The sequence below is a fragment of the Mitsuaria chitosanitabida ATCC BAA-476 = NBRC 102408 genome, from assembly GCF_001598255.1.
In the GTDB taxonomy this organism is placed as follows: Bacteria; Pseudomonadota; Gammaproteobacteria; order Burkholderiales; family Burkholderiaceae_C; genus Roseateles; species Roseateles chitosanitabidus.
Genome location: NZ_BCYP01000007.1, coordinates 1 through 22,926, shown reverse-complemented (window position 1 = coordinate 22,926; position 22,926 = coordinate 1). Strand labels below are relative to the sequence as shown.

Here is a 22,926-nt window from a genome sequence, read left to right as displayed (position 1 = left end):
GACGTCGAGGGACGCGCGCCACGCAACGCCACGAAGAACACACCATGAAGGCGAGTCCGAGTCTGTCTCGTTGGGATGAGATGGTCGATGCGGCCGAGGCGGTCGACCCCACGGATCTGGAAGAACTGGAAACGCGCTGTGCCGATTCGCTCACCTGGGCGGAGCCGGTCTCGCGCCTGGGCGGCACCGGCGGCGCGGCGATGAACGACGCGCCGGTGCGCCGGCGCGGCGGGGACTCCATCTTCCAGAGCCTGATGCGGCTGTGGCCGCGCGACGGTCGCCGGCCTCAGGCCAGCGCGCGGGCCATGGCCCGGCTGCGGACCTCGTTCCGGGCGGCGCTGACCGACCTGGGCGAGCGCGCCGAGGCCGCCGGCGACGCCGCGGCGCGGGAACGCGTGCGGGCCCTGCTCCGCCACATCGTGCACAGCCGGCATCCGCAGGACCTGTGGCATCTGCGCACCGCGATCTACACGGAGGTCGCCCGGACCTTCGACCAGGCCGAGGCGGAAGCCCGCCTGGTCTTCCTGAACCGCCAGCTCGAGCAGGGCAAGAGCCTGCTGCGGCGGCTGCTGGGCTGAGTCGGGCGCCCTGCCCGCCCCCAGGGATTCCCCGTATCCGTTCCGCTCTTTCGGGGGAACGAGGGCGGCGCCGCGCGCCGCGATACTGCGAGCCTTCCACGACATCCGGGGATCGCGAATGAGAGGGCTTCATGTCTGCCTGTGGCCGATGGCCGCCGCGCTGCTGCTGGCCACGGTGCCGGCCCGCGCCGAACGGAGCGGCGATCCGCTGGCCCCGATCGCGGACTGCGTGGGCAAGGGGGAGCTGAAGGTGCTGGCGCACAACCGCCTCCCCGAATCGGTCCAGTCCCGCACCGTCGCCACCGCCCAGGGTGAGCAGCGCGTGTCGATGGCCGACGGCTACCGGGTCCTGCTGGCGACGCCGCAGGGCCTGCCCTTCGTGAACTTCAAGGTGGAGCTGTCGGACCCTGCCTCCGCCGAGGCGGATCGCGCGGCCATCCTGGGCCAGATGCAGGTCATCGCGCAGCGCTCGACCGCGCCCGGCGGCAACGAACTCCAGCGCGAGCACCTGGGCGACGCGGAGCTGCTGGCCTTGCATCAGAAGGACCTCTCCCGAGGCGGCCCGCTGAGCTTCTACAGCATCTTCATTCCGGCGCGCCACCTGGTCTCGACGATCTACGTGCTGAACCAGGATCCGGCCAAGCGCGCCTTCGCGACCTTCGACGACTACGCCAGGCAGCGCGACGCCGCCATCGCGGCGGCGCTGCGCTGCCTGGGCTGAGGCCCGCGATTACTTCGGCTGGCCCAGGAAATCCATCTTCCCGATCGGCACGCCCGCATGGCGCAGCAGCGCATACAGCGTGGTCGCGTGGAAGTAGAAGTTGGGCAGGTTGAAGAAGCGGACGAAGTCCTGGCCCTCGAACTTGTAGGGCTCCTTGTCGCGGCGCGGGACCGAGATCGCGCGGGTCTCGCTGCCATTGATCTGCTCGGCCGACACCGACTTCACGAAGTCGCGCGTCTTCTGGATGCGGGCGATCAGGTCGTCCAGCGTGGCCTCGTCGTCGGGCCAGCTCGGCACTTCCAGGCCGGCCAGGCGGGCGGCGCCGCTCTTGGCCGCGTCGCTGGCGATCTGGATCTGGCGCGGCAGCGGCAGCATGTCCGGCGCCAGGCGCAGCGTCAGGTAGACCGACTCGTCGAAACCCTTGGCCTTGGCGTGATCGCGCGCGATGCGGATCCAGTTCTGCATGCTCGCGAGCGTGCGGTCGAACACCGGAACGGTGGCGGCGTACATGTCCATGTGAGATCTCCTCGTCGCGCTGGGCGAATGGCTGGCGTATGAATGAGCCGGGCGCGCCCCGAGCGGCGCCCCCGATGCGAAGCGGGCCGGATGCTAGTGCCTGTTGGGTTCTGTTGCACGGCCCTCGCCCGATGCCCTTGGGATGGCCGATCGACACGGTTAGGATCGGTACCCGCACGCCTATGAACATCATCATCCTCGACGATTACCAGGACGCCGTGCGCAAGCTGCCTTGCGCCGCCAAGCTGGACGCGCTGAACGCCAAGGTCTTCACCAACACCGTCAAGGGGATCGGGCAGCTGTCGGTACGGCTGCGGGATGCCGAAGTGTTGGTGACGATCCGCGAACGCACCCACTTCCCCCGGCAACTGCTGGAAAAGCTGCCCAAGCTGAAGCTGATCTCCCAGACCGGCCGGGTCGGCAAGCACATCGACCTGGACGCCTGCACCCGGCTCGGGATCGCGGTGGCGGAAGGCGGCGGCTCCCCGATCGCCCCGGCCGAGCTGACCTGGGCGCTGATCATGGCCGCGATGCGGCGGCTCCCCCAGTACATCTCCACGCTCAAGCACGGCGTGTGGCAGCAGTCGGGCCTGAAGTCGGGCTCCATGCCGCCCAACTTCGGCCTGGGCATGGTGCTGCGCGGCAAGACCCTGGGCATCTGGGGCTACGGCAAGATCGGCCAGCTGATCGCCGGCTACGGCAAGGCCTTCGGCATGCAGGTGCTGGTCTGGGGCAGCGAGGCGTCGCGGCTGCGCGCCCAGGCCGACGGCCACCAGGCCGCCGACACCCGCGAGGCCTTCTTCGAGCAGGCCGACGTGCTGTCCCTGCACCTGCGCCTGTCCGACGAGACCACCGGCATCGTCACCGCCGAGGACCTGGCCCGCATGAAGCCGACCTCGCTGTTCGTGAACACCTCGCGCGCCGAGCTGGTCGCCGACGGCGCGCTGGTCTCGGGCCTGAACCGCGGCCGCCCCGGCATGGCCGCGATCGACGTGTTCGAGTCCGAGCCCATCCTGCAGGGCCACCCCCTGCTGCGTCTGGAGAACGCCGTGTGCACGCCGCACATCGGCTACGTGGAGCTGGACAGCTACCAGATGTATTTCGACGCGGCCTTCGACAACGTCCTGAACTTCATGGCCGGCAAGCCCAGCCACATCGTCAACCCCGACGCGCTGAAGGTGCTGCGTTGAGCCCCGGGGCGCCCCGCCCGGACCCCGAGCCCGCGGCGGGCGGCGCCCCCTCCTCCACCGATGACGCCAAGCGCCCCGGCGCTGACGCCGCGTTGACGGTCGACGCGTCCGGCGCGGAACCAGCGCTCGCGCGGCCCGATTCCCTGAGCCACCTCTTCTGGGCCTTCAGCCGTCTCGCGCTGCAAGGCTTCGGCGGCGTGCTGGCCGTGGCGCAGCGCGAGCTGGTCGAGCGCCTGGGCTGGATGTCGCGCGAGGAGTTCGTCGAGACCCTGGCCGTGGCCCAGGTCCTGCCGGGCCCCAACATCGTGAACATCTCGCTCATGATCGGCGACCGCTTCTTCGGCCTGCGCGGCGCGATGGTGGCGCTGGCCGGGATGATGGTCTTCCCCGCGGTGATCGTGCTGGTCCTGGCGGCGCTGTCGACGACCTGGCTGGCCTCCCCGCGCATGAGCGGCGCGCTGCGCGGCATGGGCGCGGTGTCGGCCGGACTGATCCTGGCCACCGGCCTCAAGCTGCTGCCCTCGCTGAACAAGAACCCGGTCGGCCTGTGGCCGGGTCTGGCGCTGGCGGCCCTGGTCTTCGGCGCGACGGTGTGGCTGAAGCTGCCGCTGTTCTGGATCGTGCTGAGCGTGGGCGGCCTGGGCATGACGCTGGCGCTGCTGGCGCTGAAGCGGAGCCGCGCATGAGCCTGCTGATGGGCACGCTGAGCTGGCCCGAGCTGGGCGCGCTGCTGCTGCACTTCCTGGTGCTGTCGCTGCTGTCCATCGGCGGCGCGATCACGACCGCGCCGGACATGCACCGCTTCCTGGTCGACGAGCGGCACTGGCTGACGGACCAGAGCTTCACCAGCTCGATCGCGCTGGCGCAGGCGGCGCCGGGACCCAACATCCTGTTCGTGGCGGTGCTGGGCTTCAACGTGTCGGGCCTGGTCGGCGCGATGGCGGCGATGCTGGGCATCATGCTGCCCTCGACCACGCTGGTGCTGGCGGCCACGCGCTGGGCGCGCCGCAATCGCGAGCACCTGGGCGTGCGCGCCTTCACCGTCGGCATGGCGCCGCTGACCCTGGGGCTGATGCTGGCGACCGGCTGGCTGCTGGCCGCGCCCTACCTCGTCGACGAACATCACCGCTGGGCGACGCTGGCGCTGATCCTGGCCACGCTGTTCCTCACGATGCGGACCCGGCTGGGGATCGTCTGGATGGTGGTCGGCGGCGGGGTGCTGGGGGCGATGGGGATCGTGTGATCGGGCGCGCGGCGAGGGCTGGCCCCATTGGCGAGGCAGCTCGTCGGCGTCACGGGTCATGCCATCCACGGGTTCAGCGCGCCTCGAAGCGATAGGGGGGGCCCGGCAGGAAGTCGACGTCCTCCAGGTCCTTCGGCGCGGCGAGGAACTCGTTCGTGCCTGGATCCAGCCTGCGCAGGAAGTCGTCCCACCGCGCCGGGATCTGCGCGACCGGAAGGACCTCGGTCGGGTTGATCGGGTCGAAGACCGGTGGTGGCAGCGGCAGGCCCTGCAGCGGGAAGTCGTCGAAGATGTCCGGACGCGGCGCTCCGGCCAGTTCCTCGGCCTCGAGGTGGGACTGCTCCAGACCTTGGACGCAGGCTTCCCACCAGGCCAGGAAGGCCTCCTGCTCCGGCAGGACGTGCGTGGCGAGGTTGTAGGCCCAGCAGGCGCGCGTCGCGATCCGGGGATCGCTGCGCAGCTCGTGCACGGCGTCGTTGAGGATCAGCAGGCTGAGATAGAGCGGGCCGCGCTCGGGGCTGGACCACTCGTCCGGATCGAACTCTGTGTAGTTGAGATAGCGGTGGTGCACCGCGCCGGCCCAGGCCGCGGTCAGGAAGCGGCACTCGATCGATACGTCGGTGAGCGAGGACAGGCTGGCGACGACCCACTCCAGCGTCGCGATCGTCAGGCCCAATGAAGCCTTGTTGGTCAGGCGGTTCAGGCGCTCGAACCGCGCGGCGGTGGTGTAGCGGAAATAGGCATTGGCGTTCCACTCGTCCCAGTCGTAGTCCGCCCGCTGCTCCGCCCGGATGGACGCCGGCATGTAGTGGCGCGGAAGCGGGTTCATGGCGCGTCCCCCTGCTCGTGAACGTAAGGCTCGCCGACGAAGCCCAGTGCCCGCATCTCGTCGGGCGTGCGAAGGAACGGGTTGCCGCTCCAGTCGAGCTGGCGCAAGTGACGGTCCACCGCGCGATCCAAGGGCTGACGGGGCTGCGGTCCGCCCAGGAACTCCGGCGGCAAGGGTCGGCCGCGATGGCCGGCGGCGAAGCGCTTCCAGTCCTCGACCGTGGGGAAGTCCTCGGCCCGTGCCACCGCCTGGTCGGGCTTCCTCGCGAAGAGGTCCAGCCGGGTGATGATCTCCTCGACCCAGCGGCCAAACGCCGGCCGGACATCCCGGGGCAGCATGTGACGCGCGAGATGCGCCGCGTGGAAGGTCTCCAGGATCGGCGAGTAATAGTTCTCCCAATACTTCTCGTGATCCAGGCAGCGCCACAGGAACAAGCACAGCTCCAGCAAGGCGCCCGAGGTCGGCGACACGTCAGGCGGAATGCGCAGGTCCACCGCGTCCCGGTCGACGTAGCGCCAGTCCACCTGGTAGGCGAAGGCCGCCTCGGCCAGCTGCAGCGCCGTGCGCACGTGCCCGTCATAGCCCTGGAGCCGGTACGCGCCCCAGATCACCGTGCCGGCGCACAGGGTGATGAAGCCGTTGCTGGTCTTGAGGTCCAAGCGCTGCAGCAGCGGCGTCGGGAAGCGCGTCGAACCGGTGTGCTCGTCCCGCCCCCACCAGACGAAGGTCGGGGGTGAGGCGGCGAGACCGGCGGGAATGAAAGTCGGTGTCATCGTCATCAGGTGTCGGTCACGCCTCGACGCTCAGACGTAGCCGTCCTGAGCGCAGATGAAGACATCCATGCATGGGGTGGCGTGGCAGCGCAGTCCGAGGCACGATTCGTGACGGGCGGAGAGGCAGTTGACGAGCCAGCGGTGTGCCACCGCCGCGTGACTTTGGTCGCTATTGCCCTCGGGCCGCTGCCAGTACCGTGACCCGCTACTACCAAAGGCAAGCATATGAGCGGCAGAGAGCCTTTCGAAACGGGTTGGACCCCGGCGGCAGCGGTCTCCGGCCTGGCCGTTCAGGTGGGCCAACTCGTCGCCCTGGCGGATCAAGGTGCCACGCCCATGGTGATCGACCCCAGCCTGCCGCTGGGATCGGCCTTGCGAGCCCGGAGCATCGTCGACCTGCACGCCGACCACATCGGCACGCAGGTGCTTCTGGTCTTCGAAGGGGGTGACCCTGCCAAGCCCATCGTGATCGGCGTCCTGCGGGGCCAGGAGGTCTGGCCGCTCAGGGAACGGCCGGATCAGGTGCAGGTGGATGCCGATGGCCAACGTCTGGTCGTCAGCGCGCAGAAGGAGATGGTCCTGCGCTGCGGCAAGGCCAGCATCACGCTGACCCGGACCGGTGAAGTGTTCATCGAAGGCAGCTACGTCTCGACGCGCTCGACCGGCGTGAACCGCATCCGCGGTGGGTCGGTGCAGTTGAACTGACCCGTCGACCGGCGTCTCCGCCGCCGGCGCGCCTACCACTCCCACCGGGCCTGTCGATCCTCCGCCAGGCTGAATCGATAGGGCGTCCGCTTGAAGCCCTGCGCCACCATGACCTCCGGCGGGTTCATGAACGGGTTCTGGCTACCCTCCAGACCGCGGATGAACTCGTCGAGCAGCGCCTCGGCGTCGTCCGGTCGCACGACATGCGCCGGATCGGCGAACTGCCAGGGCACGGGATCCCCCAGCGAGTCGTCCTTCTTGAACGGATAAAGCGCAACGAACCGGTCGATGATCCGGTCTCGCCAGTCCAGGTAGGGCGTGGCATCGGGCAGCACGTGCTCGATCAGCTTCGACAGCCGGCAGGCGCTCCACTCCGGGTTGCCTTCGACGTCGGCCTGCCGCAAGGCGAACTTGACCCGACGAATCGCCGTTCCCATCGGCCCCCGGACCGGTCCGCGCCACTGGTCGGTATCGACGTCGAAATGCGTCGAGTAATGGAAGTCGCAGAGCTGAGCCCAGGCGGCTTCCAGATACTGGCGCGGCAAGAGCTCGCTCGTCAGGCCGGAGAACCGGTGGATCAGCCACTCGCTCGCGCCGATCGTGAAGGCGGCCACCGCGCGCTGCGACATCGCGGCCAGACGTGCCTGCAGCGCCTCGTCGACCGGCATGTCCACCGCCTCGACGTCCCAGTCATCCCATCGGAAGCGAATCTCCGGATTGCGGATGCCTTCGATCCGGACATACGAAGGAATAGGGAGCGTCATGGTGTCGGCGAGCCGGTCGCGGGCCACCGATAGGGCTCGCCCTCGAAGCCGTCGGCCTTCATCTCCTCGGGTTTGCCCAAGTACGGATTGGCTTGCCAGTCCAGCGACGCCAGGTAGGCGGCAATCCGTTCGTCGTCCCGCGGCCCGGAACTGGCATAGGCCGGATCGACGATGTCGCGCGGCAGTTCGTGGCCAAGCCGTGCCGAGTAGTCCTTGGGATCCCGTTCGATCAGCCGGTCGATGGTGACCCGGCGCCAGGCCTTGAACGCGTCCGGCACGCCGCAGACGCGAAGCGCCACCTCCGAGATCGAGACCGGGTGGTGGATGAAGGGCTTGTCGTCCCGGGCATCGGCGAAGGCCTCCTCGAGGCAGAAGAACGACGCGGCGAGCGGCCCGGCGATCTCGCGGTCGAAGGTCTCCTCCCAGGGAAAGTCGATGAAGGCGTCGAGATAGCGCCAGTCGACCAGACCGGCCCAGGCAGCGTCCAGGAACTGGAACGTCCGGTCGTCGGGGAGCCCCTCGCGCAAGCGCCACAGCGTCCATTCCAGCGCGCCGAGGGAGAACGCCAACGCCGCGCGAGCCGACATCTCGCCGATCCGGTGCGCGATGCGCGGCTGATGGAAGAGGACTTCCTCGCTGGTCTGATGCGTCCAGAGGTAATCCGGCCGCGTGGACGGCACGCCGGCTTCTGCGATATGGGGAGGGGGTCGACGATTCATTTGTGTTTGGTCCAGCGCTTGGACTGCCACTTGTGGGATTGGGAGCCGTCCTTGTGGTTGACGGTATGGCACGGAGCCTTCTGCTTCTTCATGTTGTCAGGCGGCCCGTTGCACAGGTAGATCTCGACGTCGCAGTTGGCGGCGGCATCGCACAACGATCCCATGCAGGCGCCGCACGGGCTGTCCGACAAGGCGCCATCGGTGTTCCAGTTGATGCGCATGGTGATCGATCCGCCGCCGCTCATGCCCTCGGCGCTGGCCTTGTGCAGGATCTTGCATTCGCAATGATCGCGATTTCCCTGCGAATTGGAGTTGTGCGCCTTGCCGTCGCAGGGATGGCTGGCTTCCCCATGCGGCTTGGCGTAACCGGCGGCCTTGCCGGAATGGATGATCTGCGCATTGTCCGGCTGCACCGCCTTGTAGAACGCGCCTCCGGAGGTCTTGCTGTTCACCAGCGCGACGTTGCCGGGGATCTCCTTGCCAACGAAGTCGTCGGTGACCGCCTGCCGTGCCATCTTTTCCAGTTCGACGCACTCGGGATCGCCGCCGGGCGCGGCCATGCTCGCGATGTCGATGCCAGGCACCGAACCCGGGTTGGAGTGGTTCTGCGTGGTCATGTCCATGTGCCGGATCACGTTCTGACCCTCGATGCGCACGTCCATGGACCAGGCCGCATGCTTGAGCGGGCCCTGGATGTTGTGGCTGATCACGCTCATGCCGAACGACTTGGTCGCGGCCTCGTCGCCCGTGCTCTTCTTGTAGGTGGAAACGTTCTTCAACCCGACTTCGCCGCCGCCGATCTTCACGCTGCGGGATCCCCCGTCGGTGTCGCTCGCCTGCGCGGTGTTGGGATACGGGATGGGAATCGGCCCGGCCGGCGGGCCGGGTGGAGACAGGCAGACGTCCGGCATCGAGCAGATCGCCTTGTTGTCGTCCTTTTTCGCCGAGATCTCGCGGCCGTTGGCGTAGACCTTCCTGCTCATCGCGCACTTCCGGTCGACGGCTGGCCCGCTGGTTGGCGAAAACGCGTGACGACGCAGGCCCTGGCGCCGTCATCGTTGGACAGGGTGCACAACGCGGTCGACCCGACGCCATAGTCCCGCTGCCCCGCATGAAGCGCCACGGCCAGCAGCAGCGGGCCGATCGCGGCCCCGACCTCGCCGACATGCTCGACCGGATGCCACAGTTCGTTGAGCAAGGGCCGCGGTTGACGCTCGTAGCGCAGCATCGCGAAGGTCATCTCCTTGAAGCGGTCGTGCTCGCCATTCAGGTCGGCGATGCGGAAGTGCGTCTCCTGCATCGACAGGCCGCTGACCCGGAGGGCCTGTCCGATCGCCTCGATCAGCCCGTCGCCGCGCAGGGGCACGTCCGATTCCGGCGTCGCAGGTTCGTGGCCGGAGCCCCAACCGAGGATCTGGAGCTCGCTGTCGAAGCCGTGGCCATCGCGGCCGATGAGCACGGCCGAGGCGGCCTCGCCTGGCGAGAACCCGTTGGAGTTGCCGCCGCTGAGGATGCGCCGGCGGTGCAACAGCTCGTCGACCAGCTTCGGCTCGATGAGGCTGTCGACCCCGGCGACCACGCAGTACGGCTCCGCGTTGCCCACCAGCCATTGCTGGGCGGCGGCCAACGCGGAGACGGTGGCCGCCCGATCCGCCGGAAAGAGGCGGCTGGCGGCATGCACAGGCAGGTTCAGCTTGAAGCCGATCTCGCCCAGCAGCCGCTCGTCCAGCCGCGCCTGAAGATGGGGACGATCGGGGCGCGGCAAGACCAGGAACAACGGAATGCGCCGAGCATCGGTCTGCGTGGCGGCCATCGCGGCCTTGAAGCATTCGCCGATGGCGGGCGCCACCAGGTCGGCCAGCTTGCCTGCGCCGGGCGACCACTGCGGCAGGTCGACCTTGCCGGCTGCCACGTAATCGCCAGCGAAGGGATCCCAGAGGTTGGTGAGCCGCACGTGACGGACGCCAGCCCGCATGGCCGCGAGGCTCGCCGGGCCGTTGAAGCCGAGGCAGGTCACCAGGCCGCTGGCCAGGACGGAGAGCGTTGGCAGGGTCGACGCGCTCATGGCCGGCGGTTCCTGACCAGTTCGGCCAGGCTCCTGTAGTAAGGCTTGTTGCCGAGACGGCGCGCGCGGAACCACGCGGCCGAGGGCTCGCCCGCGATGACCTGGCGCAGGTCGAAGCAGCTGCGGCGCATCGCCTGGCTGGCCCGATAGGTCATCGTGAAGCGGCCTTCGTCCGGCTCGATGACGATCGTATCGATCGTGGCGGCCGTGAGTTGCTCCCGCCCCTTGTGCGGCACGAATCGCACCGGCATCGGCATCCTCGGCAACGCAAAGGCGACATGGCCGTCCGGCGTGAGGTGGCGTAGCGTCACCACCTCGCCGCCAACGGGATGAGCGATCTGCTGGTCCTGCGGCGCCGACTGGAAGTAGCGATCGTCGAAATCGGCGGGCCAGAACGGGGCGCGACGATCACGCCAGGCATCGTCATAGGTGCCCGCCAGCGCGGCCCTGGGCGACCAGCTCCGGCCGATCGGACCGAAGGACATCGGCCGGTAGCCGCCATCGGTCTCGGTCACGGGGGCGTCGAGCTCCTCGGTGATCGGCATCGGCGCGCCGTCGATGCCGTGCTGGTAGGGCCGATAGCCCAGACCCACGGGGTTGGTCCGGTAGGCCTTGACCGGTCTGGCGTCATCGGCGGAATCGGTTCCGCCATAGGCGTTGTCGTAGCTGATCGCTGCGCGGGTGAACGCTTCCGGCTGGCCCGGCGTGATGCCGAGCACGCCCCGGCGCCATTGCCGCGGCCCGGTCACGACGAAAGCCTTGCGCATCGTCGACACGCCGACACCGACGATGACGCGCGAATGGCCCGGCCCCGCCGCGTAGGCGCTGCCATGGATCAGCACATCGCACTGGGGCTTGTGATGCGCGAAGTCCACTTCCCTCACCGGCGCGCTCCAGCCGGGATCGCCACTGAACTCGTCGGCTTCGATCAGCGGCACCTGGACCTCGGAGAGCATCGGCGTCTCGCCGGCGCGCGGAATGTCGAAGGTCGCCTTGATCGCGACCACGACCAGCTCGCGACCCTCGCGATCGAAACCCAGGGTCCATCCGGCCTGCACGCCGGTCTCGTTCACGAACTCCATGGCGCCATCCGCTTCCTTTGCAGGCGTCCGCGGGCGCGGACGTCGAACAGCACCGTGGACGGCTCCAGCAGCGACAGCTCAAGTGCCGCGGCGGCCCGCTCACGCTGCCGGCCGTGTTTCAGTACATGCAGGGCTTGGGCCACCGACACCGGCTGCCCGCACAGGTGACGTTGGCCGGGACGAAACTCGTCCCGGTGCCGGTCCCACCAGGCCTTGAGCTTGTCGACGTCGGGCCAGGAGAGGCTGTCCTGATGACGAGGAGGCATCCCCGCGCCGTCGGCGTCCACCGTGTCCGATGTCGGCGCCTCGTCGGCGTCCTCGAGGTCCGGGGCGTCCTTCGACAGGTCATCGCGCTCGAGGTCGACGCCGGTGATCCCGCTGAACGCCTCGCCGGCGATGCGCGCCACGACCGGATCGTTCATCTGGCCCAGCAACCACGGCAGCGCCTGCGGGTCGCCGACGACGCCGGTGGCGCCGATCATCAGCGCTCGTCCGAACGGCGCGCCGGCCAGGCGGCGCGTGAGCTCGCGACCCCGTTCGAGGGACAGCACGCGCAGGCTCAGCTCGATTGCCCGCCAGGCCACCGGCGGGTGCTCGCAAAAGGGAATCAGCGCGGCGAGACCATCGGCATCGTCGAGCAAGGTCAGCGACCAGGCAGTCCAGAAACGGCAGCGATCGTCGCCGTCCTGAAGGCGCGCGCGCAGCGGCCCGATCGCGCCTGCAAGACGGCACTCGCCCGCCGCCCGGGCGCCGGCGGCACGGACCTGCGGGTCCCGGTCGTCGAGGGCCTCGAGCACCTCGGCGACGGTCGTGCTGCGGCACAGGCGCGACGCATCAACGGCGACGCGGCGGGCTTGAGGGGAGGACGATTTCAGCAGGCGCTCTCGCCAGCGCCGCGAAGCGCCGTCGTCCTGCCATGCCAGAGCGCTCGCCAATGGCCGGTGACCGTCCGGCACACCGCTGGCGGCCGCGAACGCGTCACGAACCCGATCCGGTTCATCGCCTTGGAACGCCAATGCGCCCCCCATGAAGACAGTCCCGACGTCCAGCGTCGCCAGGGCCCTGCGGGCATGTCGCGCGCCAGCGTCGGCATCCACCTGCAGCCCCTCCAGATGCGCCTGCACGCGGTCATCCAGTCGCACGAGCGCGTCGAGCGTGTAGTGGGCGGCCTGGACGGCGTGATCGCGCGACGCCCAGAGGAAGGGAGCCTCCTCGGCGTGCATCGCCAGCACGGCCTCGTTGGTCATGGCCGTGACTTCCCATGGCCTGAATCCAATGGCCCTGTCCATCCGCAGTGATTCCCCTGATCACCCGGTGCTCGACGTGTCGACCGTCGACGGCCCAGGCGTGTTGGCTGTGTCTGACAGGCACGGTAGGTGACCACGGCGGGTGGCAGCCAGTGAACAAAGTCACGAACCCGCGCCGCCCGCCGCCGCGGATCGGCACGATCCGGATGAGCACCTTTTCCCCTCGGGCCGGCACTTCTGCCCATTCCTCCGCGCCTTCCCCCGCGTCGAGTGTTTACAGCCCTGTAACCGCTCTCGATGATGATGCTTTCCATCGACAAGAAGCCTCCTCTGGAACGGGGGCTCATCCGGAGGGCGCGTTGAGACGTGTGCTTGTGGTCCGCAACGCCTTGCTGCCGTTGTCCGAGACCTTCGTGAAACAGCAGGCCTTGAAGCTCAAGACCTGGCAGGCGACGCTCGTGGGCCAGCGGCTCACGCCCAAGGGGCTCCCCCTGGACGGCCTGCAGATCCATCTGACCGCCCCCGAGACCCTCGCCGACCGCTGGCGCTGGCGGCTGTTCCGCCGCCTCGGCTGGCCGATGCCGGCCTCGCTGCGCGCGCTGATGGCGCCCGCCGACGGCATCCGACCGGAGCTGATCCACGCGCATTTCGGCGTCGACGCCGTCACCGCCTGGCCCTGGCTGCGCCGTCTGGGCCTGCCCGTCGTCGTGACCCTGCACGGCTACGACATCCACACCCATCCCGAGTCCTGGGAGTCCGGCCAGGGCGGGCAGCACCTGCGCGACTACCCGCGCCGCCTGCGCGAGATGGCGGCCGATCCCCGCGTCAGCTTCATCGCCGTGTCCGAGGCCGTGCGCCAGCGCGCGATCACCGGCTACCAGCTGCCGGCCGACAAGATCGAGAAGGTCTTCATCGGCGTGGACGTGACCACCTTCCGGCCCGGCCCGATCACGCCGGGGGCGCGGCCGCCCCACATCCTCTTCGTCGGACGCCAGGTCGAGAAGAAGGGCCTGGAGGTGCTGATCCGCGCCATGACCCGCGTGCGCGAGCGCTTCCCCGAGGCCCGCGTGAAGGTGGTCGGCGACGGCCCGCTGCGCGCGCGCAACGAGGCGCTGGCCGCCGAGCTGGCCGCGCCGGTCGACTTCCTCGGCGCGCGCTCCTCCGAGCAGGTCCGCCGCCTGATGGACGCGTGCGCCCTCTTCTGCCTGCCCAGCGTCGTCAGCGCGACCGGGGACGCGGAGGGCCTGCCGATCTCCATCCTCGAGGCGCAGGCGGCCGGGGTGCCGGTCGTGACCTCGGCGGTGGGCGGACGCGACGAGGGCATCGTCGACGGCCGCACCGGCTTCGGCTTCGCCGAGCGCGACCACGAGGCCCTGGCCGGGCACCTGTGCCGGCTCCTGGGCGACAACGCCCTGCGCGACGACATGGGCCGCGAGGCCCGCGCGCTCGCCATGGAGCGCTTCGACATCCGCGTCTGCGGACGTCAGCTCGAGGCGCTGTACGCGCGCCGAGCCGCCGGGGTCACCACGCCGCCGGCCAGCGCCGTCGTCGGCGACGTGCGCCCCTGAGCCCGCCTCGCCGCCCATGAGAAACGGGACGCCTCGGCGTCCCGTTCGCATGGAAGTTCGGTAGGACTCAGACGTCCTTGGTGCCGAAGATCTTGTCGCCGGCGTCGCCCAGGCCCGGGATGATGTAGCCGTCCTCGTTGAGGTGGGAGTCGATCGCGGCGGTCCAGCAGCGGACGTCCGGATGGGCCTTCGTCAGCGCGGCCACGCCCTCGGGGGCCGCCACCAGCACCAGCGCGCGGATGTCCTTGCAGCCGCGCTTCTTCAGCAGGTCCACCGTGGCGATCATCGAGCCGGCCGTGGCCAGCATCGGGTCGATGATCAGCGCCGTGCGCTGGTCCAGCTGACCGACGAACTTCTCGAAGTAGTTCACCGGTTGCAGGGTCTCGTGGTCGCGGGCCAGGCCGACGACGCTGACCTTGGCGTTGGGCATCATGTCCAGCACGCCGTCCAGCATGCCCAGGCCCGCGCGCAGGATGGGCACCACGGTGACCTTGCGGCCGGCGATCTGGTCGATCTCGACCTGGCCACACCAGCCCTCGATGGTGGTCTTCTCGAGCGGGAAGTCCGCCGTCGCCTCGTAGGCCAGCAGGCGGGCGACCTCGTTGGTCAGCTCGCGGAACTTCTTGGTGGACATGTCGCCCTCCCGCATCAGGCCGATCTTGTGCTTGACGAGGGGGTGCGTGACTTCGATGACGGCCATGGCGATGTGCGATCCGGTAAGGGGAAGCGGCCCCGCGCGGGGCCCTTCGGATGTTGGAGCGGCCCCGAGGGGCCGCAGTGGCGCGATTATCTCGCGTCGCAAGTCGCGTGCCCGGTCGGCGCCCTCACGGGCCCGGCGCGGCGCGATCGGCGGTCAGCCCTTGGCCTTGGCCTGACGCTGGCGCAGCGCCTCGTACAGGCTGACACCGGCCGCGACGGAGACGTTCAGGCTCTCCACCGCGCCCTGCATGGGGATGCGCACCAGTTCGTCGCAGGTCTTGGCGGTGAGCTGGCGCATGCCGTCGCCCTCGGCGCCCAGCACCAGCGCCACCGGACCGGTCAGGTCCAGGTCGTACAGGGTCTTCTCCGCCTGGTCCGAGGTGCCGATCACCCAGATGTCGCGCTCCTTGAGCTCGTTGAGCGTGCGCGCCAGGTTGGTGATCATGAGATAGGGGACGGTCTCGGCCGCGCCGCTGGCCACCTTGGCCACCGTGGCGTTCAGGCCGACCGAATGGTCCTTCGGGGCGACCACCGCGTGCGCGCCGGCGCCGTCGGCCACCCGCAGGCAGGCGCCCAGGTTGTGCGGATCGGTCACGCCGTCCAGCACCAGCACCAGCGGGGGGCCCTCGACGTCGTCCAGCACCTCGTCCAGCGAGTGCGACTGCGCCACGGCCTTGACCCGCGCCACCACGCCCTGGTGACGGTGCGAGCCGCCCAGCTTCTGCAGCCGGTCGTCGTCGCTCTCGACCAGCTTGGCCCCGGCCGCCTGGGCCTTGTCCAGGAACGTGCGCATGCGCTGGTCCTTGCGCGTGCCGTCGAAATGGATCTCCTGCACCGACTCGGGGGCGGTCTTGAGCCGCACGGTGACGGCGTGGAAGCCGAACAGGATCTGGGTCTTGGAAGGAGCGTTCATGGGGCGCGATTGTCGCCGCTCTCAGATCCACCCCAGCTGCCGCGCGCCCATCAGGGCACCGATCAGCACCGGCTGGTGGACCATGTAGTAGGACAGCGACCAGCGCCCGAGCCCCGCCAGCGGCCGTGTCAGGCCCGGCAGCGGACGCCGCATCCAGTCGCGGACCGCCTCGGTGCGCGCCAGCGCGAAGCCCCACAGCATCGGGCCCAGCCAGGGCAGCAGCGGGACGTAGTCCTCGGTCAGCGGCTTGTGCGTGACCAGCCCGACCCAATTCGTGGTGCGGGTGTCGAAGAAGGGATGCTGGACCAGGAAGGGCAGCGCGATCGCGACCGCGCCCAGGGCCCACAGCGCGATGTCGGGCAGCCGCGAGAAGCCGAAGCGGGTGAGGATGAGCATCAGCGCCATGCCGTGCAGCACGCCGAAGCTGATGAACGAGCGCGGGAACATCCCGTAGGAGCCGATGGACACCAGCAGAGCGCAGCCCATGATCTGGCCCCAGCGCCGCCAGAAGCGGAAGGAGGTCTGCCCCTGCCCCACCGCGACCGCCTGACCCGCTCCCGCGCACAGCAGGAAGAGGCTGACGATGGCGCTGCGCTGCCAGGTCCAGAACGGATCGCGGTAGAAGTCCTGCGCGATGACCCGGAAGTAGCTCAGGTCGAAGCAGAAGTGGAAGGCGGTCATCCACACCATCGCCAGCCCGCGCAGCGCGTCGAGTCGATCGAAGCGCGGCGTGGGTGGCATGGGCGCCGGCCTGACGGCGTCGTCCCCCGGGATGGGGTCGGGACGGGCGGGGGAAAGGCGATCCGGTGCGTTCATCAAGGCGGCAGTCTACAAAACTCAGCCCTGCCAGCGACCGCCCAGCACCCGCATCAGTTCCACGCGATTGGCCTGCTCGGTCTGCCGCAGCGTCACGAGCTGCTGGCGCGCCGCGGCCAGCTGCCGCTGCGCGTCCAGCAGCTCCAGCTGGCTGATGCTGCCCAGCCGATAGCTCTGCTCGGCCAGCCGCAGGGTCTGCTCCGCGGCCGCGACCTGCGCCTGCTGCGCATCGAGCCGCTCGGCCAGGCGATCCCGCACCGCCAGCGCGTCGGCCACCTCGCGGAAGGCCGATTGCAGCGCCAGCTCGTACCCCGCGATCGCCTCCTGGCGCGTGGCCTCGCTGACCTCGACCCGGGCCTTGCGGGCACCGCCGTCGAAGATCGGCAGGTCGATCGAGGGCATCAGGCTCCACACGCCGCTGCCGGACTTGAACAGCTCGTCCAGGTCGCTGCTGCGGGTGCCGGCGCTGGCGGTCAGCGTCAGGCGCGGGAAGCGCGCCGCGCGCGCGGCGCCGACGTCGAAGGACGCGGCGCGCAGGCGCTGCTCGGCCGCGCGCAGGTCAGGCCGCCGCAGCAGCACGTCGGCGGGCAGGCCGCCGGGGAGCTCCGGCAATGCCGTCGCGGCGCGCGTGTCCTGGCCGGTGGGCAGCAGCGCGTCGGGGAGCGGCTGGCCGGCGAGCAGCTCCAGCCGCAACCGCGCCTGTTCCACCGCGCCCGCGCTGCGTGCCGCGTCGCCGCGTGCCGACTCGAAGGCGGTGCGCGCCCGCGCGCGGTCCAGGCCCGAGGTCGCGCCCAGCTGGTACTGGCGCTCGGTCAGGTCCAGCGTGCGGCGCTGGCTGTCGCGCAGTTGCTCGGCCAGCAGCAGGCGTTGCCGCTCCGCCGCCAGCGTCAGCCAGGCGTTGGTGACCTCGGCCACCAGGCTCAGCCGCGCGCTGCGCTGGTTCTCCTCCTCGGCCAGGAAGCGCGACAGCGCCGCCCCCTCCAGGCTGCCGAGGCGATCGAAGAGATCGATCTCGTAGGCCGCCAGGCCGAGGTTGGCCGCGTAGGTCGTGGCCGCGCCGCTGGTCGCCGTGCGCTGGCGCGTCGCCGACACGCCCGCCGACAGCTGCGGCAGTCGATCGGACTCCGCGATGCGGTACTGCGCGCGGACGCGCGCCACCGCCGCCGTGCTGGCACGCAGGCTGCGGCTCTGGTCGAGCGCGATGGCGACCACGCGGTCGATGCGCTCGTCCGCGAAGAAGCCGTACCACTCGTTGGCGGCGTCGGCGGTCGCCGTCGACGCCGACGTGGAAGTCGACGCAGCCAGCGACGACGCGGACGACGATGAGGCCGGCGCGCTCGCGCCGGTGGCCGCGGCGATCGGCGCGAGCGCCGAGGCGGCGCTCGCCGCCGGCGTCACGACGCGGAAATCCTCCCGCATCGGCGGCTTGGCCCCGCCGTCCGCGGGGGCCAGGCTGCCGCAGGCCGTCAGGCCGCCAAGCCCGATGACGACGGGGATCAGGGCGATCGCGCGCTTCATGCCACCTCCGCGTCGTCGATGCCATGGTCCTTGCCGTCGGCCGCGATGGCCGAGGCGTCCTGCGCGCCATGCGCGGGCGACGGCTTGCCCGCCCTGCTGAACCGTTGCTTCACCCACAGGTAGAACAGCGGCACGAAGAAGATGCCCAGCAGCGTCGCCGAACCCATGCCGCCAAGCACGCCCACGCCGATCGCGCGTTGCGAGCCGGAGCCCGCGCCGCGCGCCAGCGCCAGCGGGAGCACGCCCATCATGAAGGCGAGCGAGGTCATCAGGATCGGTCGCAGACGCTGCTTGCAGGCCTTGAGCGTGGCCTCGAGCAGCGACATGCCCTGTCCCAGCAAGGTCTCGGCGAACTCCACGATCAGGATCGCGTTCTTCGCCGACAAGCCCACCGTCGTGAGCAGGCCCACCTGGAAGAAGACGTCGTTCATCTGCCCGCCGAGGTGGCTGGCCGCGAGCGCGCCGATGATGCCCAGCGGCACCACCAGCATCACGCTGAAGGGCACGGACCAGCTCTCGTACAAGGCGGCCAGGCACAGGAAGATGAACAGCACCGACACCGCGTACAGCAGCGGCGCCTGGTCGCCAGAGAGCCGCTCCTGGTAGCTGCGGCCGGACCACTCGAAGCCCACGCCGGGCGGCATCTCGCGCAGGATCTGCTCCATCGCGCGCATCGCCGCGCCCGAGCTCACGCCCGGCTGCACGTCGGCCTGGATCTCGTAGGCGGCGCTGCCGTTGTAGCGCACCAGCTGGCGCGGCCCGTTGGTCCAGCCGGCGGTGGCGAAGGCGGCGAAGGACACCATCTCCCCGCTGGCATTGCGCACGTACCAATGGCGCAGCGCGTCGGGATCGGCGCGGTAGGCGCCCTCCCCCTGCACCAGCACCCGCTTGACGCGGCCGCGGTCGATGAAGTCGTTGACGTAGCTGCTGCCCAGCGCGATCGACAGCGTGTCGTTGATCGTCGTGGTCGTCACGCCCAGCGTGCCGGCCTTGTGGTCGTCGATGTCGATCTGCAGCTGCGGGGTCTCGGTCAGGCTGTTGGTGCGCGCGCGGGTCAACTCGGGCCGCGCGTTGGCCAGGTCGATCAGGCGGTCGCGCGCCTCGATCAGCGCCTCCGAGCCCACGCCGCCCAGGTCCTGCAGGAAGAGCTGGATGCCCGCGCTGCCGCCCAGGCCGCGCACCGTCGGCGGCTGCACGACGTAGATGTTGGCGTCGCGCACCTTCTTGCCCAGCTCGCGGCTGAAGCGCTCGGCCAGCGCGCCGGCCGACTGGGCCGCCGCGGGTCGGTCGCCCCAGTCCTTCAGGCGGATGAAGCCCTGTCCCGAGCCCTGGTCGCCGTTGGCGCCACGCACGAGGTTGTAGAACTGCACTTCCTGCTGCTGGCCCAGGTAGGCCTCGATGCTCTGGGCCACCGCCTCCATGCGCTCGGAGGTCGCGCCCGGCGCCATCCGGACCTGGATCTGCAGGCTGCCCTGGTCCTCGTCCGGCAGGAAGGAGGTCGGCAGCGTCCGGTACAGCGCCGCCAGGCCCGCGATCAGCAGCAGGTACACCAGGAAGCTGCGCACGCCGCGGGCCGTCAGCCAGCGCACGCGAGTCACGTAGCGGTCGGTGAAGCGGTCGAACTGGCGGTTGAAGCCGCCGAAGAACCAGTCCAGCTGCTGGCCGAAGGGGCCGCCGTGGGCCGCATGCTCGCCCTTGTGGACCGGCTTGAGCACGGTCGCGCACAGCGCGGGCGAGAGGCTCATCGCGACGAACACCGACAGCACCATCGCGCTCACGACCGTGATCGAGAACTGGCGATAGATCATGCCGGTGGAGCCGCCGAAGAAGGCCATCGGGATGAACACCGCCGACAGCACGACCGCGATGCCCACCAGGGCGCCGCTGATCTCCTTCATGCTGGCGCGGGTCGCGTCGCGGGGGCTCAGGCCCTCCTCGCGCATCAGGCGCTCGACGTTCTCGACGACGACGATCGCGTCGTCGACCAGCAGACCGATCGCCAGCACCAGGCCGAACATGGTCAGCGAGTTGATCGAGTAGCCCGCCAGCGCCAGCACGCCGAAGGTCCCGAGCAGCACCACCGGCACGGCGATCGCCGGGACCAGCGTCGCGCGCAGGTTCTGCATGAACAGGTACATGATCGCGACCACCAGCACCATGGCCTCGATCAGCGTGTGGATCACGCCCTCGATGGACACGCTGATGAACGGCGTGGTGTCGTAGGTGAAGGTGATCTTCATCCCGTGCGGGAAGAAGGGTTCGAGCTCATGGAACTTGGCCTTGACCAGCTCGGCCGTCTTGAGCGCGTTGGCGCCCGAGGCCGGCAGGATGGCCATGCCGGCCGCCACCGTGCCGCTGCTGCGCACGTTGGTGGTGTAGCTGTCGCGGCCCAGCTCGACGCGGGCCACGTCGCCCAGGCGCAGCGCGGAGCCGTCGGGCTGCACGCGCAGCACGATCTTGCGGAACTGCTCCGGCGTCTGCAGCTTGGCGCGCGCGGTGATGATGGCCGTCAGGCGCTGGCCCTCCGGCGCGGGCTGCGCGCCCAGTTGGCCGGCCGAGACCTCGGTGTTCTGCGCCAGCAGCGCGTTGCGGATGTCGCCGGGCACGAGCGCGTAGCGCTGCAGCTTGGTCGGGTCCAGCCAGATGCGCATCGCGTAGCCGGAGCCGAAGACGTTGATGTCGCCCACGCCCTCGACGCGGCTGATGATGTCCTGCAGCGTGCTGGACAGGTAGTCGCCCAGGTCGGCGGAACTCACGCCCGGGTCCTCGCTGGTGAGCATGGCCACCATCAGCGGCTCGGTGCCGGCCTTGGTGACCCGCACGCCCTGCGCCTGCACCGCCTGCGGCAGCCGCGACAGCGACTGCGAGACCTTGTTCTGGACCTGCATCTGCGCCAGGTCCGGATCGGTGCCGGCGACGAAGCTCAGCACCGTGCTGGCGCCGCCCGAGGCGTTGCTCGAGGACTCCATGGAGAACAGCCCGTCGATGCCCTTGAGGTTCTGCTCGATCACCTGGGTGACCGAGTCCTCGATGGCCTTGGCGGCCGCGCCGGGGTAGCTGGTGTTGATCGAGATGCGGGTCGGGGCGATGTCGGGATAGCGCTCCAAGGGCAGCACCATCACCGCCGCGCCGCCGGCCAGCATGATCACGATCGCGATGACCCACGCGAAGATGGGCCGGTCGATGAAGAACGAGGCCATCAGACGTTCCCGCGCGCCGTCGTCGCCGCCGCCGCGGTGGTGATCGCCGCGGTCGCCGAGGCCACGCCCGAGCCGGCCGATGCCGGCGCCGAGGCGGGCTTGGCCGCGCTCTCCGCGCCGCCCTTCTTCTTGCCGTTCCTGGTGGAGCCCGCCGGGACCGGCGTGACGACCTGGTTCGCGCGCACGCGCTGCAGGCCCTCGACGACCAGCTTGTCGCCGGCGTTCAGGCCCGAGCCGACCACCCACTGGTTGCCGACCGCGCGCTTGAGCTTGAGGCGGCGCAGCTCGAGCTTGTTGCCCTCGCCGACGACGAGCGCGGTGGCCTCGCCGGTCGGCGAGCGGCTCACGCCCTGCTGCGGCACGACGATGGCGTCGTTGTCGACGCCCGCGACCAGCCTGGCGCGCACCACCATGCCGGGCAGCAGCGTGCCCTTGGGATTGGGCACGGTCGCGCGCAGCGTCACGGCGCCAGTGCCGCGGTCCACGGTCACGCCGCTGACCTGCAGCGTGCCGGCCTGCGGATGCTCGCTGCCGTCTTCCAGCAGCAGACGGATCTGGCGGCTCGGCCCCTGATCGCCCTGCCCCTCGCCGCCCAGCTGGCGGCGCAGCTGCAGGATCTCGGCGCTGCTCTGCACGATGTCGACGTGCATGGGGTCGAGCTGCTGGACGGTGGTCAACGCCTGCGTCTGGTTGGCGGTGACCAACGCGCCGGCCGTCACGGTGGAGACCTCGATGCGGCCGGCGATCGGGGCGGCGATCCGGGTGCGCTCCAGCTGCACGCGCGCGGCGTCCAGCGCGGCGCGGGCCACGGCGACCTCGGCCTGCATCTGGCGCGCGGTGCTGGCGCTGTCGTCGGCGGCCTGGCGGCTCAGCGCGTCGGCCTTGAGCAGTTCGGCATCGCGCTCGGCGCGGGTGCGGGCGACGCCGGCCTGGGCCTCGGCCTTCTGCAGCGCGGCGGCGGTGCGGGCGCGCTCGGCCTCGTAGGTGGCGGCGTCCAGCTGATAGAGCGGCTGGCCCGCGCGCACGGTCGAGCCCTCGACGAAGAGGCGCTGGCGCACGATGCCGCTGACCTGCGGCCGGATCTCGGCGACCTGGCTGGCGGACAGCCGGCCGGGCAGCTCCAGCGCCAGCGGCGCGTCCTGCTGGGCGACGATGACCACGCCCACCTCGGGCGGCGTCGGCGCGCCCTTGCCGGCGGCGTCGCTGTCGCTCTTGCAGGCGCTCAGGCCGAGCGCGAGCACCACGGGCAGCAGAGCCGGCAACGCGGCGATCGCGCGTCGCGAGGGACGGGCGTCGAGCGCGCGCTCGGGGGTGACGGAAGTCATCGTCGCGGACGCGAGGCCGGCGAGGCGGGCAGCCGCGCGCGCGCGGAGTGTGAGAATCCTGGGCATGGCGGCGCATGCTGCGCGCGGAATGTGGAGAGACCTTGAAGGTCCGTCCACGCTCGCGGAGATGCTTGATGCGCGGCCCGCGGCGCGGCCATCATGCGCCCTTCGCGCGCGACGAGCGCCCTCCGGACGCCGTCGCCCCATGACTTTCGTTTCCGCGCGCCGCGTCCCGCGTGCCGCTTCCTCGAGGCCCCTCGTCCCGCCCGCGCATGGTTCATCCGTCCTCGTCGTCCCCCTCGCCCGTCCTGCCCGGCTCGCCGGCCGCGACCGCTGCCACGTCGCCGACCTCGTCGACCTCGACCTCGACCTCGACCTCGACCTCGGCCTCGGCCTCGGCCTCGGCCTCGGCATCGGCATCGGCATCGGCATCGGCATCGGCATCGGCATCGGCG

The 22,926-nt window shown here is 70.3% G+C and carries 22 protein-coding genes; 7 read left to right on the top strand and 15 right to left on the bottom strand.

Annotation, left to right across the window (positions count from 1 at the left end; all coding sequences use genetic code 11):
• The first annotated feature begins 44 nt into the window (after positions 1-44).
• Positions 45-578 carry a hypothetical protein gene (locus MCHT01_RS04895; RefSeq protein ID WP_148661388.1) on the top strand — a complete coding sequence of 178 codons (534 nt, stop codon included), beginning with the start codon at positions 45-47 and terminating at the stop codon, positions 576-578.
• A gap of 118 nt (positions 579-696) precedes the next feature.
• The gene (locus tag MCHT01_RS04890) at positions 697-1,299 is read left to right on the top strand and encodes a hypothetical protein (protein ID WP_148661387.1); all 603 of its coding nucleotides are present in this window, start codon (positions 697-699) and stop codon (positions 1,297-1,299) included.
• 9 nt (positions 1,300-1,308) lie between these two features.
• On the opposite strand, the gene MCHT01_RS04885 is transcribed toward MCHT01_RS04890, so the two are convergent.
• Positions 1,309-1,815, bottom strand: a complete 507-nt coding sequence (locus MCHT01_RS04885; RefSeq protein WP_067063159.1) for a DUF1993 domain-containing protein — start codon at positions 1,813-1,815, stop codon at positions 1,309-1,311.
• A gap of 182 nt (positions 1,816-1,997) precedes the next feature.
• On the opposite strand from MCHT01_RS04885, the gene MCHT01_RS04880 reads away from it, so the two are divergent.
• The 3 genes from MCHT01_RS04880 (at position 1,998) to MCHT01_RS04870 (ending at position 4,248) form a co-directional block, all read left to right on the top strand.
• Complete coding sequence (locus MCHT01_RS04880; protein WP_067063157.1) at positions 1,998-3,005, top strand: D-2-hydroxyacid dehydrogenase family protein; 1,008 nt, start codon at positions 1,998-2,000, stop codon at positions 3,003-3,005.
• Between the two features lie 92 nt (positions 3,006-3,097).
• A complete protein-coding gene (locus MCHT01_RS04875; RefSeq protein ID WP_067063154.1) occupies positions 3,098-3,691 on the top strand; it encodes a chromate transporter in 594 nt (197 codons plus the stop codon).
• The gene (locus MCHT01_RS04870) at positions 3,688-4,248 is read left to right on the top strand and encodes a chromate transporter (protein ID WP_218017860.1); all 561 of its coding nucleotides are present in this window, start codon (positions 3,688-3,690) and stop codon (positions 4,246-4,248) included. The genes MCHT01_RS04875 and MCHT01_RS04870 overlap by 4 nt, the downstream gene beginning before the upstream one ends.
• Positions 4,249-4,321: 73 nt before the next feature.
• Here the strand turns inward: MCHT01_RS04870 and MCHT01_RS04865 are convergent, their stop codons facing one another.
• Both MCHT01_RS04865 and MCHT01_RS04860 read right to left on the bottom strand, forming a co-directional pair.
• Positions 4,322-5,077 (bottom strand): hypothetical protein, encoded by a 756-nt coding sequence (locus MCHT01_RS04865; protein WP_067063151.1) that lies wholly within the window; start codon positions 5,075-5,077, stop codon positions 4,322-4,324.
• Complete coding sequence (locus tag MCHT01_RS04860) at positions 5,074-5,850, bottom strand: hypothetical protein (protein ID WP_148661386.1); 777 nt, start codon at positions 5,848-5,850, stop codon at positions 5,074-5,076. The genes MCHT01_RS04865 and MCHT01_RS04860 overlap by 4 nt, the downstream gene beginning before the upstream one ends.
• A 225-nt stretch (positions 5,851-6,075) precedes the next feature.
• Here MCHT01_RS04860 and MCHT01_RS04855 point away from each other — a divergent pair, with 225 nt between their 5' ends.
• Positions 6,076-6,555 (top strand): DUF6484 domain-containing protein, encoded by a 480-nt coding sequence (locus MCHT01_RS04855; RefSeq protein WP_067063146.1) that lies wholly within the window; start codon positions 6,076-6,078, stop codon positions 6,553-6,555.
• 32 nt (positions 6,556-6,587) lie between these two features.
• On the opposite strand, the gene MCHT01_RS04850 is transcribed toward MCHT01_RS04855, so the two are convergent.
• The 6 genes from MCHT01_RS04850 to MCHT01_RS04825 all read right to left on the bottom strand — a co-directional run bounded on the left by MCHT01_RS04850 (position 6,588) and on the right by MCHT01_RS04825 (position 12,432).
• On the bottom strand, positions 6,588-7,346 hold the full coding sequence (locus tag MCHT01_RS04850) for a hypothetical protein (RefSeq protein WP_067063143.1): 759 nt from the start codon (positions 7,344-7,346) through the stop codon (positions 6,588-6,590).
• Positions 7,316-7,906, bottom strand: a complete 591-nt coding sequence (locus MCHT01_RS04845) for a hypothetical protein (RefSeq protein ID WP_218017859.1) — start codon at positions 7,904-7,906, stop codon at positions 7,316-7,318. The genes MCHT01_RS04850 and MCHT01_RS04845 overlap by 31 nt, the downstream gene beginning before the upstream one ends.
• 128 nt (positions 7,907-8,034) lie before the next feature.
• Positions 8,035-9,021: a DUF4150 domain-containing protein gene (locus MCHT01_RS04840; RefSeq protein ID WP_067063138.1), complete on the bottom strand. Its 987-nt coding sequence runs from the start codon at positions 9,019-9,021 to the stop codon at positions 8,035-8,037.
• The gene (locus tag MCHT01_RS04835) at positions 9,018-10,103 is read right to left on the bottom strand and encodes a hypothetical protein (RefSeq protein ID WP_067063135.1); all 1,086 of its coding nucleotides are present in this window, start codon (positions 10,101-10,103) and stop codon (positions 9,018-9,020) included. Before MCHT01_RS04835 ends, MCHT01_RS04840 begins: the two co-directional genes overlap by 4 nt.
• Positions 10,100-11,185: a DUF2169 family type VI secretion system accessory protein gene (locus MCHT01_RS04830; protein ID WP_067063133.1), complete on the bottom strand. Its 1,086-nt coding sequence runs from the start codon at positions 11,183-11,185 to the stop codon at positions 10,100-10,102. The genes MCHT01_RS04835 and MCHT01_RS04830 overlap by 4 nt, the downstream gene beginning before the upstream one ends.
• Positions 11,173-12,432 carry a TIGR02270 family protein gene (locus MCHT01_RS04825; RefSeq protein ID WP_169806092.1) on the bottom strand — a complete coding sequence of 420 codons (1,260 nt, stop codon included), beginning with the start codon at positions 12,430-12,432 and terminating at the stop codon, positions 11,173-11,175. The genes MCHT01_RS04830 and MCHT01_RS04825 overlap by 13 nt, the downstream gene beginning before the upstream one ends.
• Positions 12,433-12,800: 368 nt before the next feature.
• Between MCHT01_RS04825 and MCHT01_RS04820 the strand changes: the two genes are divergently transcribed.
• Positions 12,801-14,000, top strand: a complete 1,200-nt coding sequence (locus MCHT01_RS04820; protein ID WP_245643168.1) for a glycosyltransferase — start codon at positions 12,801-12,803, stop codon at positions 13,998-14,000.
• A 67-nt stretch (positions 14,001-14,067) separates the two neighbouring features.
• Here MCHT01_RS04820 and upp read toward each other — a convergent pair whose 3' ends face one another.
• The 6 genes from upp to MCHT01_RS04790 form a co-directional block, all read right to left on the bottom strand.
• Complete coding sequence (upp, locus tag MCHT01_RS04815; RefSeq protein WP_067063125.1) at positions 14,068-14,700, bottom strand: uracil phosphoribosyltransferase; 633 nt, start codon at positions 14,698-14,700, stop codon at positions 14,068-14,070.
• A 153-nt stretch (positions 14,701-14,853) separates the two neighbouring features.
• Positions 14,854-15,612, bottom strand: coding sequence for a 23S rRNA (guanosine(2251)-2'-O)-methyltransferase RlmB (gene rlmB / locus MCHT01_RS04810; RefSeq protein ID WP_067063123.1), 759 nt, complete (start codon positions 15,610-15,612; stop codon positions 14,854-14,856).
• A gap of 21 nt (positions 15,613-15,633) precedes the next feature.
• Positions 15,634-16,353, bottom strand: coding sequence for an acetyltransferase domain-containing protein (locus MCHT01_RS04805; RefSeq protein WP_067063121.1), 720 nt, complete (start codon positions 16,351-16,353; stop codon positions 15,634-15,636).
• A 96-nt stretch (positions 16,354-16,449) separates the two neighbouring features.
• Positions 16,450-17,946: an efflux transporter outer membrane subunit gene (locus MCHT01_RS04800; protein ID WP_067063119.1), complete on the bottom strand. Its 1,497-nt coding sequence runs from the start codon at positions 17,944-17,946 to the stop codon at positions 16,450-16,452.
• Positions 17,943-21,146, bottom strand: a complete 3,204-nt coding sequence (locus MCHT01_RS04795) for an efflux RND transporter permease subunit (RefSeq protein ID WP_084451886.1) — start codon at positions 21,144-21,146, stop codon at positions 17,943-17,945. Before MCHT01_RS04795 ends, MCHT01_RS04800 begins: the two co-directional genes overlap by 4 nt.
• Positions 21,146-22,471 carry an efflux RND transporter periplasmic adaptor subunit gene (locus tag MCHT01_RS04790; RefSeq protein WP_084451884.1) on the bottom strand — a complete coding sequence of 442 codons (1,326 nt, stop codon included), beginning with the start codon at positions 22,469-22,471 and terminating at the stop codon, positions 21,146-21,148. The genes MCHT01_RS04795 and MCHT01_RS04790 overlap by 1 nt, the downstream gene beginning before the upstream one ends.
• Between the last annotated feature and the right edge of the window lie 455 nt (positions 22,472-22,926).